Source organism: Moorena sp. SIO3H5 (assembly GCF_010692395.1).
Classification (GTDB): Bacteria; Cyanobacteriota; Cyanobacteriia; order Cyanobacteriales; family Coleofasciculaceae; genus Moorena.
The window spans coordinates 19,929-38,336 of the sequence record NZ_JAAHHS010000036.1 but is presented as its reverse complement, the minus strand read 5'-3'; the positions used below and the strand labels follow the sequence as shown (position 1 = coordinate 38,336).

The 18,408-nt window shown below is 43.4% G+C and carries 17 protein-coding genes; 4 read left to right on the top strand and 13 right to left on the bottom strand.

The window, feature by feature from the left end; translation table 11 throughout:
* Positions 1–244: 244 nt before the first annotated feature.
* From F6K52_RS06520 to F6K52_RS06495, 6 genes are all read right to left on the bottom strand, one after another.
* Positions 245–697: a cupin domain-containing protein gene (locus F6K52_RS06520; RefSeq protein ID WP_293075554.1), complete on the bottom strand. Its 453-nt coding sequence runs from the start codon at positions 695–697 to the stop codon at positions 245–247.
* A gap of 815 nt (positions 698–1,512) precedes the next feature.
* A complete protein-coding gene (locus tag F6K52_RS06515; RefSeq protein ID WP_293075552.1) occupies positions 1,513–1,635 on the bottom strand; it encodes a hypothetical protein in 123 nt (40 codons plus the stop codon).
* A 57-nt stretch (positions 1,636–1,692) separates the two neighbouring features.
* Entirely contained in the window at positions 1,693–2,178 is a 486-nt protein-coding gene (locus tag F6K52_RS06510; RefSeq protein ID WP_293075549.1) for a nucleoside deaminase, read from the bottom strand.
* A 2-nt stretch (positions 2,179–2,180) separates the two neighbouring features.
* Entirely contained in the window at positions 2,181–3,383 is a 1,203-nt protein-coding gene (locus tag F6K52_RS06505) for a transposase (protein ID WP_293075548.1), read from the bottom strand.
* A gap of 31 nt (positions 3,384–3,414) precedes the next feature.
* Positions 3,415–3,540, bottom strand: coding sequence for a hypothetical protein (locus tag F6K52_RS06500; RefSeq protein ID WP_293075546.1), 126 nt, complete (start codon positions 3,538–3,540; stop codon positions 3,415–3,417).
* Between the two features lie 391 nt (positions 3,541–3,931).
* Complete coding sequence (locus F6K52_RS06495) at positions 3,932–4,072, bottom strand: hypothetical protein (RefSeq protein ID WP_293075544.1); 141 nt, start codon at positions 4,070–4,072, stop codon at positions 3,932–3,934.
* Between the two features lie 449 nt (positions 4,073–4,521).
* Here F6K52_RS06495 and F6K52_RS06490 point away from each other — a divergent pair, with 449 nt between their 5' ends.
* The 3 genes from F6K52_RS06490 to F6K52_RS06480 all read left to right on the top strand — a co-directional run bounded on the left by F6K52_RS06490 (position 4,522) and on the right by F6K52_RS06480 (position 10,110).
* Complete coding sequence (locus tag F6K52_RS06490) at positions 4,522–5,148, top strand: Uma2 family endonuclease (RefSeq protein WP_293075542.1); 627 nt, start codon at positions 4,522–4,524, stop codon at positions 5,146–5,148.
* A 226-nt stretch (positions 5,149–5,374) separates the two neighbouring features.
* On the top strand, positions 5,375–6,787 hold the full coding sequence (murD, locus tag F6K52_RS06485; protein WP_293075540.1) for a UDP-N-acetylmuramoyl-L-alanine--D-glutamate ligase: 1,413 nt from the start codon (positions 5,375–5,377) through the stop codon (positions 6,785–6,787).
* Between the two features lie 41 nt (positions 6,788–6,828).
* Positions 6,829–10,110 carry a patatin-like protein gene (locus tag F6K52_RS06480; protein ID WP_293075538.1) on the top strand — a complete coding sequence of 1,094 codons (3,282 nt, stop codon included), beginning with the start codon at positions 6,829–6,831 and terminating at the stop codon, positions 10,108–10,110.
* Between the two features lie 200 nt (positions 10,111–10,310).
* On the opposite strand, the gene F6K52_RS06475 is transcribed toward F6K52_RS06480, so the two are convergent.
* The 7 genes from F6K52_RS06475 to F6K52_RS06445 form a co-directional block, all read right to left on the bottom strand.
* Positions 10,311–11,360, bottom strand: coding sequence for a calcium-binding protein (locus F6K52_RS06475; protein ID WP_293075536.1), 1,050 nt, complete (start codon positions 11,358–11,360; stop codon positions 10,311–10,313).
* Positions 11,361–11,511: 151 nt separating this feature from the next.
* Positions 11,512–12,702 (bottom strand): calcium-binding protein, encoded by a 1,191-nt coding sequence (locus tag F6K52_RS06470; RefSeq protein WP_293075534.1) that lies wholly within the window; start codon positions 12,700–12,702, stop codon positions 11,512–11,514.
* A gap of 132 nt (positions 12,703–12,834) precedes the next feature.
* Positions 12,835–13,179, bottom strand: coding sequence for a hypothetical protein (locus tag F6K52_RS06465; RefSeq protein ID WP_293075531.1), 345 nt, complete (start codon positions 13,177–13,179; stop codon positions 12,835–12,837).
* 251 nt (positions 13,180–13,430) lie between these two features.
* Positions 13,431–14,168, bottom strand: coding sequence for a calcium-binding protein (locus tag F6K52_RS06460; protein WP_293075529.1), 738 nt, complete (start codon positions 14,166–14,168; stop codon positions 13,431–13,433).
* 51 nt (positions 14,169–14,219) lie between these two features.
* Positions 14,220–15,449, bottom strand: coding sequence for a glycosyltransferase family 4 protein (locus tag F6K52_RS06455; RefSeq protein ID WP_293075527.1), 1,230 nt, complete (start codon positions 15,447–15,449; stop codon positions 14,220–14,222).
* A gap of 310 nt (positions 15,450–15,759) precedes the next feature.
* On the bottom strand, positions 15,760–16,470 hold the full coding sequence (locus F6K52_RS06450; protein WP_293075525.1) for a calcium-binding protein: 711 nt from the start codon (positions 16,468–16,470) through the stop codon (positions 15,760–15,762).
* Between the two features lie 729 nt (positions 16,471–17,199).
* Positions 17,200–17,901 carry a glutathione S-transferase family protein gene (locus tag F6K52_RS06445; protein WP_293075523.1) on the bottom strand — a complete coding sequence of 234 codons (702 nt, stop codon included), beginning with the start codon at positions 17,899–17,901 and terminating at the stop codon, positions 17,200–17,202.
* A 109-nt stretch (positions 17,902–18,010) separates the two neighbouring features.
* Here F6K52_RS06445 and F6K52_RS36920 point away from each other — a divergent pair, with 109 nt between their 5' ends.
* Positions 18,011–18,340, top strand: coding sequence for a metalloregulator ArsR/SmtB family transcription factor (locus F6K52_RS36920; RefSeq protein WP_364416324.1), 330 nt, complete (start codon positions 18,011–18,013; stop codon positions 18,338–18,340).
* Positions 18,341–18,408: the final 68 nt, after the last annotated feature.

The window sequence follows — 18,408 nt, the reverse complement described above, 5'->3', positions numbered from 1 at the left end:
GCTATCATGCTAAAAAAAACCTCTAAGGAGAGAATTTAAAGGTGCGCTCTTACCATTAAGAATTAAATTCGCGCGATTGTCGTGCCTAATAGTTCTAAATTAATGATAATTGAAAGTCTGGGCAAAAGCGCATCTAATCATATTATAATAGCTGTTCGCTGTTCGCTGTTCGCTGTTCGCTGTTCGCTATCAAGTGATTAACAGTCCCAGATATCCAGCTATTTAGTTATTCAACATAAATTATTCAACAAGCTACCAACACATCTTGACCCCCAAGCACTCTCAAATCCTCTTCATCGAATTCAACCGGTGTACCACTGCGAACCAGTTCAGCAAAGTCCTCATTAGGCACCATCCAGCACAGGGTATACAAACGACCAGTGCCAGTATTTCTAATTTCATGAATTCCTGTAGGCGGCACTAATAAGGTATCTCCAGTCCGCAGCTGAACGATTTTGCCATCACAGCTGGCTAACCCTTGACCCTTGAGGATATAGAACATTTCTACTCCAATTTGATGATAATGGAGCGGAGTCTTTCCTCCTGGCTCAAAAATCTCTACACAAAATGTTATTGAAGCATTAGCACTGTCTGGATCGAAGACAATGGCTAAGCGATTTTTATCCTGGGGACTAATACGATAAGCTTGGTAGTCTTTGGGAGACCTAACTACCGGAATCATGCAACGATTATCCATGGTTGAGTTATTACTGTTGAGGGTTGACTTTTGAAAAGTTAATTGATAACTTAATTAGTTAAGTGCTTTGATAGTTGTCGGAGAATCGTTGACCAACTCAAAGCCAAGCATTGGTTAGAATTGTAAGTGCTAACTTTTAGGGAATAATCTTAGTCAATAATCTAGTAAGATAGTCGCCGCATAGTCTTAGACTAGTTGCAGTCTACTTTATCTACCAATCTCTAGCTATTAAATTTAATATTATCTAAATTTTTGTTGGGCGATTGACTTAATCTGGGACAGTTTGTAAAGAAATATGAAATAGCCCTGGAATTCCCCTACACCCCACAGCCGATAATTCACATTTTTTTTAGGGTGATTGACTTAATTAATTCGGGACAGTTTGTAAAGAAATATGAAATAGTCCGTGAATTCTCCTAAACCCCACAGCCTAGACTCTAGCTCAACCAGCAATCTTAATTTTTCTCTAGGCACTGAATAAAGAGGGGTTAGGTAATAAGCGGGTTTGTATCTGGGTTTTAAACATAGGAATTGCCGCAAAAAGCTTGCATACAAAATACAACAGACAAAGGGGGAAAGATATCAGCAGTTTTATTGAACAGTAAAAAAATACCATACAGGTTTACATCTCATTTATAAACCCTGTATATCATGTCAGAATAATTACCTTTAATAAAAATATCCCCATCTCTCTTGCTAAGGGTGATCGCCTTTTGATTCAATAGCGATCGCGCACGCGTGTGCGTAGCACAATCGCGTTTTTTTTAGCCCTCAGCTGCTACACTCTAGCGTTTATCGTAGCTATGAGGTACACATTATTTTTGCCCTTTTCCCTCTTCCCTCTTTCCTATTCTATGCTCCCTGCTCCCTGCTCCCTGCTCCCTGCTCCCGTCTTGATGCAGTCGCTCATGGGGGAAACCCCCAAGACCGCGCTGCATCGCTGCTCCCTAAAAACCAGAAATTTGTACCTCACAAGTCGTATAATTGCTATAGTATTAATACTCTACCTTATCGATTTTTTCTTGCCATTCTTGGAAAGCTCTTAAGGCTTCATCCCGCATTAATTGAATGATTGGAAGTTTGCGATCGCTTATGGGCAAGTCCAATTCCTCGTAAATGAATTGGTCATCAAATCCAATTTGAGCCGCATCAGCTTTAGTATTGGCATAGTAAACCTTGTCCAGCCTAGCCCAGTAGATCGCGCCGAGGCACATCGGGCATGGCTCACAGCTAGTATAGAGTTCACAACCGGTCAGTTGAAAAGTCTGTAAGACCTTGCAGGCATCACGAATAGCTACAATTTCAGCATGTGCCGTAGGATCATTCGTGGAGGTGACTTGATTATGAGCTTTGGCAATAATCTCTCCATCCTTGACAACCACTGCTCCAAATGGACCTCCCTTTCCAGACCTAACGCTGATCACAGATAGAGCAATGGCCTCGTTCATAAAGCGACTGTTGGGCTGTTTGACACTCCCCATAGCTAGAAGCCAGGGGATTCTTGGTTCATAGACCCGTCTTGCTCAACCAGGTCGGAACCAGGAAGAGTAGAGGACAGATCTCCCCAAGCGTTGATTAAAGTTCCGGTGTGCCCCACCGTACCCAAGGCTCTCGTTAAGATGTTTTTAGCGGCGTTGTGGTCGCGGTCTAGCTGACATCCGCACTTACAGGTGTGGGTTCTAGTTGACAAAGATTTCTTGACCACTTCGCCACAATCAGAACAGTTTTGACTTGTGTAAGCAGGATTAACTGCAACAGTGATCCTTCCAAACTTCTGGCCAAAATATTCCAACCATTCTCGAAATTGATACCAACCCGCATCATTAATAGATTTAGCAAGACAGTGGTTCTTGACCAGGTTCTTGACTCTGAGATCTTCATAGGCGACCAGGTCGTTAGACCGGATTACGCAACGCGCCAGTCTCTTGGCATGTTCTTCACGCTGCCTACTTATTCTAAGATGTGTCCTGCCTAGTCTATTAATTGCTTTCTTGCGATTGGATGAGCCTTTCTTTTTTCGAGATACTCGTCTCTGGTAAAACTTTAAGCGCTTTTCGCCTTTGCGATAAAATCTGGGGTTAGGTTCTGAGTATCCATCAGAGTCGGTATAAAACTCCTTCAAGCCTACGTCCAACCCAACAGTAAAACCAGTAGCCTCTAGTCGCTCAATATTATCGATTTTTACGCAGAACTGGACGTAATAGCCATCAGCTCTTTGAACAATCCTAACTCGCTTAATAAGTTTCTGGTCGAAACTCCACAAGTCCCAGGTGCCCTTGAGTTTAACCCTCCCAATGCCTTTCTTGTCGGTAAACTTGATAGATTTTTTGTCCGGGGATAATTTCCATCCAGATTGCTTATATTCAACCGACCTATAATGCTTCTTAAACTTGGGATAACCTTTCTTGCCAGGGACTTTTTTCTTGCAATTATCGAAAAACCTTTTAATCGCCCTTTCTACATTTTCGACAGAAGCCTGACAGGCGTGACTATTAAGTTCTTTGACAAAGTTAAATTCATCCCTGAGTTGAGTGTTGTAACGGTAGAGTTCTTTTTTGGCGACCCCTCTGTTATCCATCCAATATCGAAGCACTTTGTTGCGGACAAATTTTGCTGTCCTAATAGCTTCATTTATTGCGACTTTTTGGGACTCTTTGATTACCGCTTTGAACTCCATTACAAACACTTTTAATTACCTCCTTAGTTTTTTGTTGAATTTACTTATTATTATAGTCGATGTCTTCCGAGAAAAGTTCCCGGAGATTGATCAGGGAATAAATTCCCTGCGGGCTAACCCCATGGATAGAATCGGTGGGGCGTTGCGCCCTTAGACTTTCGGTCATGAATTTCCATGGTTTAGAAATATGGCTTTGCCATCATAGCTCAGTCGTCAGGGGAGAAATTTTGAAGAAGGTGGGTTACGGCGCTTCCCAAGACTGATTGCTAATCGCTCAAATCCTGGCCGCGCCTAACGTAAGCATTCAGCCGTCAGCCGTCAGCCGTCAGCCGTCAGCTTATTTTATTCAAAGGTGCGCTCTTACCATTAATAATTAAATTCGCCACGGGTCGCACCTAAAAGCACCGATTGCGCTACGCGCACGCTGGGCGAGTAGCATGTGCTATGGGCATAAACTGTTCGGTGTAGCTTGGCCACAGACCCAAAGCTGATAGCTGATAGCTGATAGCTGAATGCTTACCGCCTCACCCACCCTACGCACTTGCTATAGGTTTGTCTTAACCTCGTGTCATGTTGATGTGCTCCATCATTTTCTGCTTCCTAGCCTCTGATAAAGAAGGCTGCTCCACAGGCACTTCCGTAGTTTTCTGCAGGTGCTCCATGATTTTCTGTTTGCGTTGTTCTTCTGAAGTAGCCATAGTTAATATGTTGAGAAATATTGTCTTCCATTAATTTATATTAAGATTTTTCGGCTCATATGGCAAGGTCAAATCCTCATATTCCCCTCAGACTTAAAGCTGCTGGAGTTTTTGGACTGCTCAACCCAGCACCTGTTGAGCTTTATTAATATTTGATATAATATTAATTTTTAAATTACATCCCGAATTTCTTGTCAATAACCTGGTAGTTTTGATTCCCTTGGCGAAGCGGTTGCAAAGGAAGATCGCTTTTTGGAAAATCCCTGTCAAAAAATTTTTTTTTCAGCTTGATAGAGAGGCAGCGCCGCCAAAGGGGGTCTCCCCCATGAGCGACTGCCGAGGATGCTTAGCAGTTATCAGCACTTTGTAACTTACCCAATTGATAACTGCTATAGATAGTAATTCTATAATAAAAAAATGACCTATTATTAGCTTCGGAGACCAAACTAATGGTAGTGACGAAACAGAGAGCAGATCGGGTGGTTTTACATAACATTTCCTGGGAACAGTTTGAAAATCTGCTGCTGGATTTAGGTGACCATCGCTCTGCTCGTTTAGCCTATGATTATGGTACCATTGAGATTATGACTCCTTTACCTGAACATGAATATTATAAAGAGGTGATTGGTGACCTAGTTAAAGAGCTGGCAGATGAACTAGATTTAGACTACGAAAGTTTAGGGTCAACAACCTGGCGGCGAGAGAGTAGCTTAGCTGGGGTAGAAGCAGATAATTGTTTTTATATCCAAAATGAAGCGGCGATTCGAGGCAGGTTGGACTTAGATCTTAACCAAGATCCCCCCCCAGATCTCGCTATAGAAATTGATGTAACGAGTAAATCACTGCCTCGTTTGCCAATCTATTCTCGCTTGGGAGTCCCAGAAATATGGTGCTATGATTCTGGCAAACTAACAATTTACTTACTGGAAGAGGGTGAGTATGTAGAACAAGCAAAGAGTAGGGTTTTTCCTGAGTTACCGATTCAAGAGCTTCCTAGTTTAATTGAGCGCCATCGGGCTGATGGTAGGCGGGCAATTCTGCGATCAGTGCGAGATTGGGCAAGGAACTATTTTTAAAACATTCGATATTTTTGGATAAAATTTAAGTCCTATTAATGTCAAGTAATAAAGACTTATAGCGTTAATCATACTTATAAGATAAAGTCAAGTTTATTCCCCTACTCCCTACTCCCTACTCCCTACGTCCTAAAATTCCAAGGGCGTAACTAACTTAGCCAATTCAAAATCCCTATAACTGCTATAGTTAAAACGGCAAACCATCAGATGCACTACCAATCAAAGTATGCCTAAGGCTGATGTTATTGGATTAGGACGGTCAGGTCTTGCAGCTGCAAGACTCCTAAGAAAAGAAGGTTGGGATGTCACTCTCAGCGATGCCGCTAGCCCTGAACGGATCGCTGCACGTTATACCCCAGAAGACTGGCAACACCAACAACAACAGCTTGCCAGAGACGGAATTAACCTTAAACTGGGTTATTCCCTAACCCTAGACTCTTCAGACTTACCCCAGCTGATTGTAGTTAGTCCTGGTGTTCCCTGGGATATACCAGTTTTAGTTGCAGCCAGAACCCAAGGCATTGACACCATAGGCGAAATTGAACTAGCTTGGCGTTATCTCCAATCCTGTCCATGGGTAGCTGTTACTGGTACTAACGGCAAAACTACTACCACCTCCCTGATTGCTGCTATTTTTCAAGAAGCTGGTTTCCATGCCCCCGCCTGCGGTAACATTGGTTATGCCGCTTGCGAACTCCTCCTAGCACCAGAAATCACGGGTAAACCTGGGGAAACATCCCCAATCGATTGGGTAATTGGGGAAATCAGTAGTTACCAAATCGAATCTTCCAAAGACCTTGCTCCTCGTATTGGTGTCTTGACAACCTTGACCCCTGACCACCTCAGCCGCCACAAAACCCTGGAAAACTATTATGACATCAAGGCGTCTTTGGTGCGTCGGTCCCAGTTACAAGTTATCAATGGGGATGACCCTTACCTGGGTAATTTGGGAGTCAACTATTGGCCCAATGCCTATTGGATCAGTATCACAGGTGGTCAGGGGGACAGGAATTTTAAACCTTGGGCTTACATCCAAGATGACTGGGTGATAGCAGACTCAGAACCGATCTTGCCAGTGAAATCCTTACAGATGGTCGGAGATCACAATCGACAAAATTTATTAATGGCAGTGGCAACAGCACGATTGGCAGGAATTGAAAAAAATGCGATCGCATCCGCCATTGCCAAGTTTTCTGGTGTACCCCATCGCCTAGAAAAGGTGATTACCTGGCAGGGGATAGACTTCATCAATGATAGTAAAGCCACCAACTATGATGCGGCTCAAGTCGGTTTAGCCTCAGTAGCTGCACCCACTATTCTAATTGCTGGTGGGGAAGCCAAAGCTGGTGATGATAGCAGTTGGATTGAAACCATTAAACTCAAAGCAGCGGTTGTGTTACTCATTGGTGAGGCAGCACCTGCTTTTGCGGCACGCCTTCAGGAAGCTAGCTATTCCAGTTACGAAATTGTGGAAACTATGGCGAAAGCAGTACCAAGAGCAGCAGAACGGGCTCAACAGTATAATGCGGGTGTTGTCCTGCTTTCTCCCGCCTGTGCTAGCTTTGACCAATACCAAAGCTTTGAACATCGGGGAGATGATTTCCGCAGTTTGTGTCAGCAGCACCTTACTACTATTTAGCCAGTAACTAACGGTAACGTCCCTAATTGGAGAGCCATATTATGTCTAGCCAAAACTTTCGCAAGCCAGAATTTAGCAGAGAACTGCGCTTAGGACTAGTGGTTTATGGTGGAGTCTCTCTAGCGATTTATATGAACGGTGTTTGCCGCGAATTTTATAATGCAGTTCGCGGTAGAGGTATCTATAAACTAGTTAAAGCTCTTACTGATTCTGATATTATTGTTGATATTCTCTCAGGCACCTCAGCGGGAGGGATTAATGGGGTTTTGCTTAGCTACGCCTTGACCAATAGTAGTCAGGATGAAGTTATCGATTTTGAAAACTTTGCCCAAATTTGGCGGGAAAATGGCAACATCCGCAAGCTCATGCATCAACCTAGCATTAGTCAAGGTAAAAATGATGGGGAATCTATTTTAGATGGCAAGGGCTACTATCAAAATGCACTAGCTAAAGCCTTTGAACAAGGGCAGAGTAATAAAAAGAAAGCACCCTCAGGTGAGTGGGTATCTTCCTTTAATGAATTAGATTTATTTGTGACAGGAACTGATATTGTAGGACGGGTTGATACCGTTTTTGATGATACCGGACGGGTGATTGATCTTAAAGACCACCGCACGATCTTTCATCTCAAGCACCGTCAAGGTCGCAAAGAGCCCTTTAATCCAAATTTTAACCCAAACAATTCAACGGTTCAAGATACCTATCAAGCTCTGGCAAAACTGTGTCGTATTACATCGTGTTTTCCAGTTGCCTTCCCTGTAGTTACCGTTGAGTTAGATAATCCTAGCAATCAGGTAGATGCCAAGTTAGTAGATTGGGGAATCCTGAAGAATCGCCAGTTACCGGAAACCCCTCCAACCGGTGGGTATCAATTGCACTTTGTGGATGGAGGTGTGCTAGATAATCGGCCTTTCAGTTATACCATCAAAGAAATGTATTATCGTGCCGACTATTATCCAGTTGAGCGCAAGTTATTTTATATCGATCCCAGTCCAGATAATTTTGCTGGCAGCCAAAAGTTTAATCAGATGCCAAAGCCTGATGTCTGGGAGGTAATCCAGGAGTCGTTGTTAGGAATGCCGACCTATGAAAGTATTAGTAATGATTTGGGGTTAATCAAAGACCGTAACCATAAAATCCAGCGCTACCAGTCTCTGCTAGCCGATGCAGAATCCCCCTTATTTGCCAAGGCTGACAACTCCCAACAGACAACCCTCCCAGTTGAGACGGGAATTTATTGGCGTAGTCGTCTGATTAGCTTACGCGATCGCACATTACCTCTAGTCTTGAGAATGTCTCAAGTCAGTAGCACCAAATCTTACCAAGAAATATTAAACAACCAAGTCCTTTTAGATAAAATAGCTAAGCTACTGACCCAACACATTACTGAACCGGAAAAACGGGAAAATCACGACATTATTCTCCAAGACCCTAGTCAACAGATTAGCAATCTCGATATCGAATATGCCTTAAGGAAGCACTTCTATATCATTAAAAAAGTTTGTCAGTTGATGAATCAGGAGCAATCATTATCAGAGTATAAAATGCTCCAATCCCTAGCCTTAAGGCTAGGTCGTCACATTAAACTCCTAGAAGTTATTAAGATGGCATCAACTAAGCTGTTGAATCATCCCCAGGTTAGTCAATCCTTCTATGACCTGATATCATACTTTCAAACTAATCAAAGTTCGGAGTCTACGGATAATCAACTGCGTAGTGAGATTTACAACCGTCTAATTCGGTTATACCGTTTCTTGCTCGATGCTGAGGGGCTAGCAGAATTTGTCCCAGCAAACCATCAGCAATCCTATTTAGAAAAAGTCCCAGCCTATTTATTGCAAAAATTACCAGAAGCAGCAGAACAATTAGCCGCTAACTCTGAAACCCAGACAGTTGGCAAAACCACCATTGACTGGTTGCCCCAGCCGCTAATTTCCAGCATTTTTGAACAATTGAAGCAAAAAGTTAATCAAGTAGATCAAGAACAAAATCAACTTCAAAAAATCTGGCTTGCTGAAAAATTCAAAAATAACAAGAATGAAAATAATGGTAACGAATACTCCTCCGTTTTGTGTAAGATAGAGAAAGCATCAGAGAAATTTATTGAACTAAGTGGGCTAAATCAGTCTGAAGAACTCTTGACTCGTTTTCAACGATTTCGAGAACTCGATAAAGTTCTTTATCCCTTTGAGTATCTATCTGAAATTGAGGAAAAAGACCTGATCCAGACGATTCGGATTAGTCCAGATGATGCTCAGCTGGGTTTTGGTAAAGGGAAAAACTTAGATAGTAAACTGGCGGGAGATACCTTAAATGCATTTGGCGGTTTCTTTAAAAAGTCTTGGCGTTCCAATGATATTATGTGGGGGCGCTTAGACGGATTAAACCGGATCGTGGAAGCGTTACTTACTCCTGAGGGTATTGCTAAGTTTCCTAAGTTTTTGAAACGACAAGCTCAAGAATATAACATTCCTGAAACGGGAGAAGAATTTGATGAGTTTAAAGAACAGTACTTAGATTTTTTAATTCAAGAGTCTTTCCCTAACGCTACAGTTGAAGAGCAGGATAAAATTAAAGGTCATCTACGTAAGCTGGCGACTCCTAATCCAGATCTGTCTGAAGCTGATCTCAAAACAATACTGGATGATTTAGTGTTGGAAGGACATCGTGATATTCTCAGCACTGACCTACAGAATGTGATTGAAGATGAAATTGCTGAACAACTAGAGTGGAGTCAACAGCGAGTTCAACCTGCTGCTCCTAACGATAGTCAAACCACAAATCTAACCACAAGTCTAAGCACCAAACCCCAGTATAGTCTAGTTCAGGGTAGTTTTAATGAAACCATTAGTCTACTAGCAGCTCAGGAATTAGCTAGGAAAGGCATTGACTCCTTACCCCAGGGTAAAGAAACGTTCTTTCTCAACTATTACCAGGTGGGTTCAGAGACACTCTCAAATGATATTCCCACTACTATCCTCACAAATCTCGCTACCCGAGCTGCCCTGATTGTGCGAGATATGCTGATCACTGTATTAGGCGATCGCACTCCAGGCTTCGGTCGTAGTTTGATCTATCAAGTCTTGAATAAATCCTTACAACTATTTTATTGGTGGCAACAGATTAGCCAATCATCAGGGATTCACAAAGGTGATGGTAGTCGCCAGAAGTTGATTTCCCTGGTAGTGCAAGTAGCCTTATTGCTGATTGCTATTCTGTCTGTGGTTATTATTATATATCGGTCATGGATATGGTTTGCGATCGCATTTATTACTGGCCTGTTGTCTTGGCTTTTAGGGAATCCTTGGAAAGCTATAAAATAACGATTAATTATCAAGTATTAAGAAAGTCCAGTATCATAGGTATTGTATTAAGACTAATGAGAAATCACAAATGATTCTCTTGAGTGCGAAACCCAGAACCTGCATCTGGATTCCGCACTCACCTTTGATGTTTGACTTTGATGTTTGACTTCTGCCCAGTGATACTCATGTGTCACTGTGTTAGCCAAAGGACTTTGCTTCTAAACGAAAGTGAAGAAAACCTCCGGAGTTAGTAGCACAGTAAACTCAAGGGGACTAACATTCTGAACAATCCCAATTAATTCATCGGAAGATTCAAAGGTACCATTACCGTTAGAATCCACAGAAATAGCTAGTTGATTGGAACTGAAAGGAGATGCCCCTAAGACATAATCATCAAGCTCTCCTACCAATTGAATTGTATCTGGTCCGCTACCAGCTCCTTGTCTTCCAAATTCAGTGATCAACGCATAGTCTTGTGCGCCTCCATTATCGTAAAGTATCTCATCTTGAGAGAGGCCATTAGCTGGATCTGCTGCTAACCCAAGTACAAAGGTATCTTGACTGGATATACTACCTTGTAAAGTATCAATTTCTCCCGAGCCAGAGTTAACACCGATAGCACCACCGATTAATGTATCCTGACCCTGAGGAAAATCGATGCTGTTACCACCAGCCAGAAAGTCATTACCAGTGCCTCCTACCAGGTAATCATTAAACGGTACATTAGGCTCAGAGGAAGCAAATTGAAGGTCGCCAAAGAGAGAATCATTACCCGTTCCACCGTCAAGGGTATCATCCCCTGCACCACCTTCAAGGAAATCATTACCAGTGCTACCCCCAAACAGAGAATCATTATCCCTGCCACCGTCTATAGTATCATCACCGGCACCACCACGGATGGTATCCTCACCATCAAAACCAATTAGACTGTCCTGATCTTGTCCACCATTGATAAAGTCATTGCCAATACCGCCAACGATGGTGTCATTACCTGGAGCACCTAAGAGGCGATTATTACCGTTACCACCACCTATGTTGTCATTACCATTACCACCATTGATTGTGTCGTCATTATCTCCACCACGAATGTCATCATTCCCATCACCGCCAGAGATAGTGTCATTACCTGCCTCACCACGGAGGGTTTCATCACCGCTCGCGCCAATAATAGTGTCATTACCACCTTGAGCCAAGACAAATGTAAAACCTTCGGTTGATGATTCAAGATCAATTAATTCGCTTTCGTCTGTACCTAGAAAAAATCGCATGTGAGTGTCTCCTTACAATTGCAAAAATGTTAATTGTCTTTACTTCTCAGCTAGCTCATGACAGGGAATTAATCCCGACCCTGAGCCATTGCAAATCAGGTAGAAAAACTATTTCCCACCATTTCTTAATTTGAGAGGAGTTTGAGTAATCCTAGATAAACTGGAACTGAGTAGGATCGCTCAGATCGAGATTGGTATTATCTCCATTGGCAGTATCAAAGGTGAACGTCGCAATTTGTTCAAACGGTACGGTTGAGGGATCGAGACTTGACCCAATTGAAAGGGTTAGAAATACTAGAGATCCGCTAGTGGCTCTGATGTCGAAATTATATTGACTCGGATCTCCTGTCAGAATTACAATGTCCTCGCCAATGGTAAAGTCAGTAATGATAGCTAGATCAAAAATACCAGTAGTATTTGAATCACCATCATCGTAGAGTAAGACAGTTCCTTGATCGGTCGATAGTGCTAAAGTAAAGGTATCTGCGCCAGCACCACCAGTTAAGGTATCAGTTTGGTTAATGCTTGTTCCTTGGGCATCAGTACCAATCAAGGTATCATTATTAGCACCACCATTAACATTGTCACTTCCTAATCCACCATAGATGAGGTCATTCCCTGCACCACCGAAAGCACCAAAGCCATTATTAATGCCAGTAGGAGGAGCATCATCTCCTGCACCGAGATCAATAGTGTCGTTTCCAGCACCACCATCGACAGCATCATAAGTACCACCTCCAGTGCTAATCACATCATCTCCCTCACCACCTTCGACGTAGTCATTTCCATCTCCAGTGGTCACAGTATCATTGCCCGTATCAGCAATAACCCGTTGATTACCTAAGAGATCGTGAATAATATCATTGCCCGCACCACCTTCAATGCGATCGCTACCCACACCACCATCTAGGCTATCGTTGTCCTCTCCACCAAAAATACTGTCATTACCAGTGCCACCATTAATAGTGTCATCACCAGCTTCACCGTAGAGAAAATCTAAAGAAAAAATGGAATCAGGGCCATCTCCACCATAGATTGAATCATTGCCATCCCCGCCAAAAATGCTGTCGATGAATAAACCACCATTTATGGTATCGTTACCATTTTCACCAAGGATTGTGTCTAAGCCATCCCCACCATCAATTGAGTCATTACCAGTTCCGCCTTCGATACTGTCGTTGCCGTTACCGCCATTGAGAGTATCTGCACCATTTTTACCATCGATAGTGTCGTTTCCATCAAGAGCGTTAACTAAGTCATCACCACCTTGAGCAGGAATTACATCGTCTAAGTTTGTACCATTGAGAGTATCGTTACCTGAAGTACCTACAATTCTTGCCATGGTCTTTTCTCCTTTTAAATGACAAAGATTGACATTGGCAATTTGCCCTCCCCCCTTGCCATTTTCCCGTTCTATCACTGATATTTAATAGTGCTGCACTATTGTCACTCTCTCAGCAAAACGACCTTGCTTCTAAACGAAAGTGAATAAAACCTCCGGAGTTTGTAGCACAGTAATCTCAAGGGGATGAACATTCTGAACAATCCCAATTAATTCATCGGAAGATTCAAAGGTACCATTACCGTTAGAATCGACAGAAATAGCTAGTTGAGTGGAACTGAAAGGAGATGCCCCTAAGACATAATCATCAAGCTCTCCTACCAATTGAATTGTATCTGGACCCCGACTATCTCCTTGTCTTCCAAATTCAGTGATCAAAGCATAGTCATTTAATCCCCCGTTATCGTAAAGTATCTCATCTTGAGGGAGACCATTGGCCGGGTCTGCTGCTAACCCAAGTACCTGAGGGGGTGACATGAGCCCTAAAAAGCTCAGTATATAAGGCTTTGATGCCAATGAGCTTATGGAAGATACAGCCCCAGATTAACCCTCGATTCATTGTCTTGATGCAAAGCCCGAGTGTGGGAAACCCCCACAGGTCGGCGCTGCATCGCTTTCTGGAAGCTCAAATCCTTATAAATACGTCCAAGGTCGCGCCCAAAACAGAATGTATCTTTTTGGAACTTATGGGCTGAAATTATTACGCAGTAAGGATTTTAGCTTGCATGTCACCCCCTCAGCCCAAGTACAAAAGTATCTTGACTGGATAGACCACCTTGCAAAGTGTCAATTTCTCCTGAACCAGAGTTAACACCAATAGCACCACCAATTAATGTATCTTGACCCCGAGGAAAGCTTCGATTACCAGAAAGAAAATCATTACCAGTGCCACCTACAACGTAATTATTAGACGGTACACCAGCGTCAGCGGTAAAAGATTGAAAGTTGCCAAAGAGTGAATCATTACCCGTTCCACCGTCAAGGGTATCATTGCCTCCACCACCTTCAATGAAATCATCACCAGTGCTACCGCCAAAAAGTGAATCATTACCATTGTCACCAAGGATGGTATCATTACCGGCACCACCACGAATGGTATCATCGCCATCAAAACCCCTCAAGCTATCTTGATCTTGTCCCCCATTGATCAAGTCATTGCCATCAGCGCCAAAGATAGTGTCATTACCTGGAGCACCTCGGAGGGTATTATTGCCATTACCAAGAACAAATATGATGTCATTACCATTACCACCATTGATCGAGTTGTTATCGTCACCACCATTGATCGAGTCATTGCCATCACCGCCATTGATCGAGTCATTCCCTGCATCACCACGGAGGGTTTCATCACCGCTCCCGCCAATAATAGTGTCATCACCACCTTGAGCTAAGACAAAGGTAAAACCTTCAGTTGATGATTCAAGATCAATTAATTCGCTTTCGTCTGTACCTATAAAAAATCGCATCTTAGTGTCTCCTTAAAATTGCAAAAATCTTCAGTTAATGGTCTGTACTTCTCAACTAGCTAATGACAGGGAATTAATCCTGACCTTGAGCCATTGCAAATGTTGTGGCAACAGTTGAGCCAAATCATAGTGCTGTATAATCGTTTTCCTCGCTTTGGCTCTCAGTGCTGCCATGCTCTCCGGATGGTCAAGCACTTCATCTACTCTTTCCACAATCTCTTGGGGGGAAAAGAAATCGACTAACAGTCCGTTGTGACCATCTCTAATTAACTCCTGAACGGGAGCAGTATTAGAACCAATCACCAGACAGCCTGTAGACATTGCTTCTAACATCGACCAAGACAAAACAAAGGGACGAGTTAGATAAATATGTACACTAGAAGCTTGCAAGACCTGGAGATATTGGGAATAGGGCAACAAACCGGTAAAATGGAGGCGGGATAAATCCAAATCCAGTTTTTCGAGCATCAGTTGCTTGTAAGTTTTGCCATCAGGTAGAGTCTTACCGTAGGCAACACGGTCTTGTCCTACTACCACCACATGGGCTTGGGGTCGTCGCTGCTGAATCAGAGCCACGGCTTCCATAAACTGGGGAAAACCGCGATAGGGTTCCATCCCTCTGGTAGCATAGGTGACAATTTCTTTAACTCCTGATAAATCTAAGTTCAGGGAGGGCAAGACTAACGTAGCTCCTGGCTCAGGTCGGAAGAAACTCGTATCCACCCCATCATGTCTGACTTGGAGTTTACCGTGATACTCACTGGGGAACTGTTGACGCTGCCAATAAGTAGGACAAAGCCCTTGGTCGCAACTAGCTAAGTCTATTAGAATCGGAGCATTCTTAACCCGAATTTTAGCTTCGCTATTGGCATCAAGAGGGTCAAATGGATCGAAGTCTGCATCAGAGCCATGGGCGCGGTAGAACCACTCAAAGTAACTCAAGAATTTGGCTTGGGGGAAGATATCTTTAATAAATAATCCTGGTCCCCAACCGGAATGGGCATAAACCACATCAGGAATAAAACCTTCAGTCTTGAGTTGTTGTGCCATGCGGTAAACCGCTTGACCTTCGAGGACAGCACTTTCAAAATTGCGAACGTAGTGGTGAGTTTTTGGACTCGCCTGGCGAGAGGGCTGGTAAAGGATTTTGTGGACACCAGGAATGCTCCCTTCCCGGCGTTGAGTACCAAATACTACTTTATTGCTGCTATCTTGAGCTAACACGGTCGCCAGATGGCGAAACTGAGCTGGGAAATTGGGGTGTAGAAACAGAATACGCATTGGTAATCAGCCCTTTAGCTAATGACAGTGAACTAATCCTGACCCTGAGCCACTGCAAATGTTGAGGCAAACGTTAAGCCAAATTAATAAAGCTTCCCATAAGTTTTTAACAGCTTTGTTGCATTACTAACTATTAGTTTTTAATTATGGGAAGCTGCACTTAGTAGTAATCCCTTTTATAGCAATCCTATTTGAAGCGTGAACAGTGACAGTTCTTACTCAAAACTTAGTACTAAAAACTCAGTACTCTTTTAGTTAAGAAGTGTTGTTCACTAATTAGTTTAGGATTGCTATAGCAGCGGACTCAATACTAGGAGAAAAAGGTGAATTGGGTCTGGCTACTCAGAGCAAGACCGGTGACATCGGCCACAACACCGATCAGTTCACCAGCTTGACCAGAATTATTCTGATGGATTAAAGTATCCGTTGATGAGTCCCCTGCACCAGCAAAGCTTTGCTCGACCAAAACATAGTCACTGGCACTGCCCAACAGACCGATAGTATCTTCTGCAACACTGAAGTCAGTAATCAAAGCGTAGTCACTGTTGCCAGACGCTGTATAGAATACTCCTTCAGGCAGACGGATGTCATCGAGAAGTCGTTCTGGAATCCCCAAATTAAACCGGTCTGCTCCTGACCCACCAGTTAGAGTATCAATTTCGCCGCCGCCAAAAGCCAAGCTAGTATTACCTATGACATAGCCAGCCCCTGCTAGGGTATCATTACCATCATTGCCATTGAGCTGGTCGTTGCCCCGATTGCCAAAGAGTTCGTCATTGGCGCGACCCCCATTGAGCTGGTCATTGCCCTCGCCGCCAAAGATATCATCTCGACCGCCACCACCATTGAGGGTGTCATTGCCTCCGTTGCCAAAAATATCGTCCCGACCTCTTCGGCCTTCGACTAGATCATTGCCGCCTTCACCACGGATGAAATCATGGCCGTCCAAGCCATCAATCTGATCAGCGTCAGCAGTTCCAGTTAGGAAATCGTCTCCTGCTGTACCTGTGATTTGTGACATTGAAATTTATCCTTAATTTGTGAGTTGATAGTCTGATGTTGAACTTTGGACAACAAGCCGTAAATCCTAGTTATATACATCAGCAAAGTCTGAACATTCAGCGGTCTCAGCCTAATAGCTGCATGTCGCTAAACGTTCTATAGTTTCAGAATAGTGGGAATACAACAACAGAATGTCTCAGTTTTTGTCTCAGTTTTTTGTCTCAGTTTTTTGTCTCAGTTTTGTCTCAGTTTTTTGTCTGACAGGACTTATATCATGTCCGGTTGAATACTTATACTAGGCGCGAAAGGAAGGCAGAGGGCAGAAGGCAGAAGGCAGAAGTAAAGGAGTAAGGTTTAATCGGAGATGGTTTTTTATCACTAATTATCCGAACATGATATTACGCACTCAGATGTCTAAAACCGCTGTAATTCCGTGATCCAAAGTTCCCGATTGGCTAAAACCTTGATTTTTCCTTTCAGCTGCGTAAGTCTTGTTGATAATAAAACTCCCAGGAAAGAGGCGGAATCCAGGTGTTGCCTCTTGCCTAGGAAGGACGCTTGGCGTTGTTTAATAATGGAATGATTTTAAGAATTTTGTGGAATAGGCATCTTGCGTGGAACTGGCATCTTGCCAGTTTCAATATATTTGCGGGCGGGCAGGATGCCCACTCTACTCCTATTCATTCTTTGATTCAGCAACGCCGGAGCTTAGGTGCTGACGAATTGCCCGTGAACCTTGTGCGATGCTTTAGCAGCATGCATCAGTTGCGCATGCCTCACTAAAGGAACAGTTTTCTACGGTGCAACCTCGTCCAAGAAAGGTTTGGTCTGACAGGTAAAACCCTGAGAACGCTTCTTCAAAGTCAGGTGCAACGGACTTTTCTGCAAGTCCTGTTGCTAATAGCTGTTTTTGCCACTTCTTTAGCTTAGGGCGATTTCCGATAAAATCGTAACCTGACCGGCGTTGAATGATGTCAGCGCGGTGCAAGATTGTCAGCCAGGCTAGATCAACCAAACTGATTGTTTCACCTGCGAAGAATGGCGTATCACCGAGCTGTTTTTCGATTTTGTCAAAGGCATGTCCAAGTTTCTGGCTGCGTTCCATCAGAACGTTTTCGTTGGGGCTGCGTTGCGCGCTGCATTGAACTAGATAGTTCTTTGACGCCAGATAGCTCCATGCTCGGTTTGTCGCTTTATCTTCAAGGGAAAGCTCTGGCTGAAGCGCAGGAAAGGCTTCTTCAATATATTCGACAATCGCATCGGATTCAAACAGCGCTTTTCCTTTATCTGTAATCAGCACAGGGACTTGACCGTTCGGCGAAATATCCAAGAACCACTGGGGTTTATCCCTCAGGCTGATGAATTCCAGCTTGTAATCGATGTTCTTTGCCTCAAGCAAAGCCGTGACACGCTGAACAAAAGGGCAGATTTTGAAACTGACGATTTTCATAGAACAGAGTCCTTACATCTTAAATTTCCACCTTGCGGGCAAGGCTTGATTGATGGCCACAATAGGAAGTATAATATTTTTATCTCAACAATTCAAGAGATATTGAAATATGAGAGAAAAACAAGCTTTAGACATGCTCGGCGCACTATCTCATGAAACCCGTTTGCGGGTCGTTAGGTATTTGATTCAGTGCGGTGAAAAAGGGGCATCAGCGGGGGAAGTTGGTAAGCAGGTTGATGCGATTTCCTCACGGGCCTCATTTCACCTATCAGCACTGGAGCAGGCAGGGGTGATCTCGTCTGAACGTCAATCGCGGAATATCATCTATCGTGCAAATCTTGGAAATCTCGGGGACTTGATGTCTTTTCTGCTCAATGATTGCTGTGATAACCATCCAGACATACGGGCGTGCTGTGTTTCTGAAAATAGGTGCTGTTGAAACTCACCAATTTTGGCAATGGGAAAGCCACAACCATATACCTGAGGGGGTGACAACAAGGCATTAAA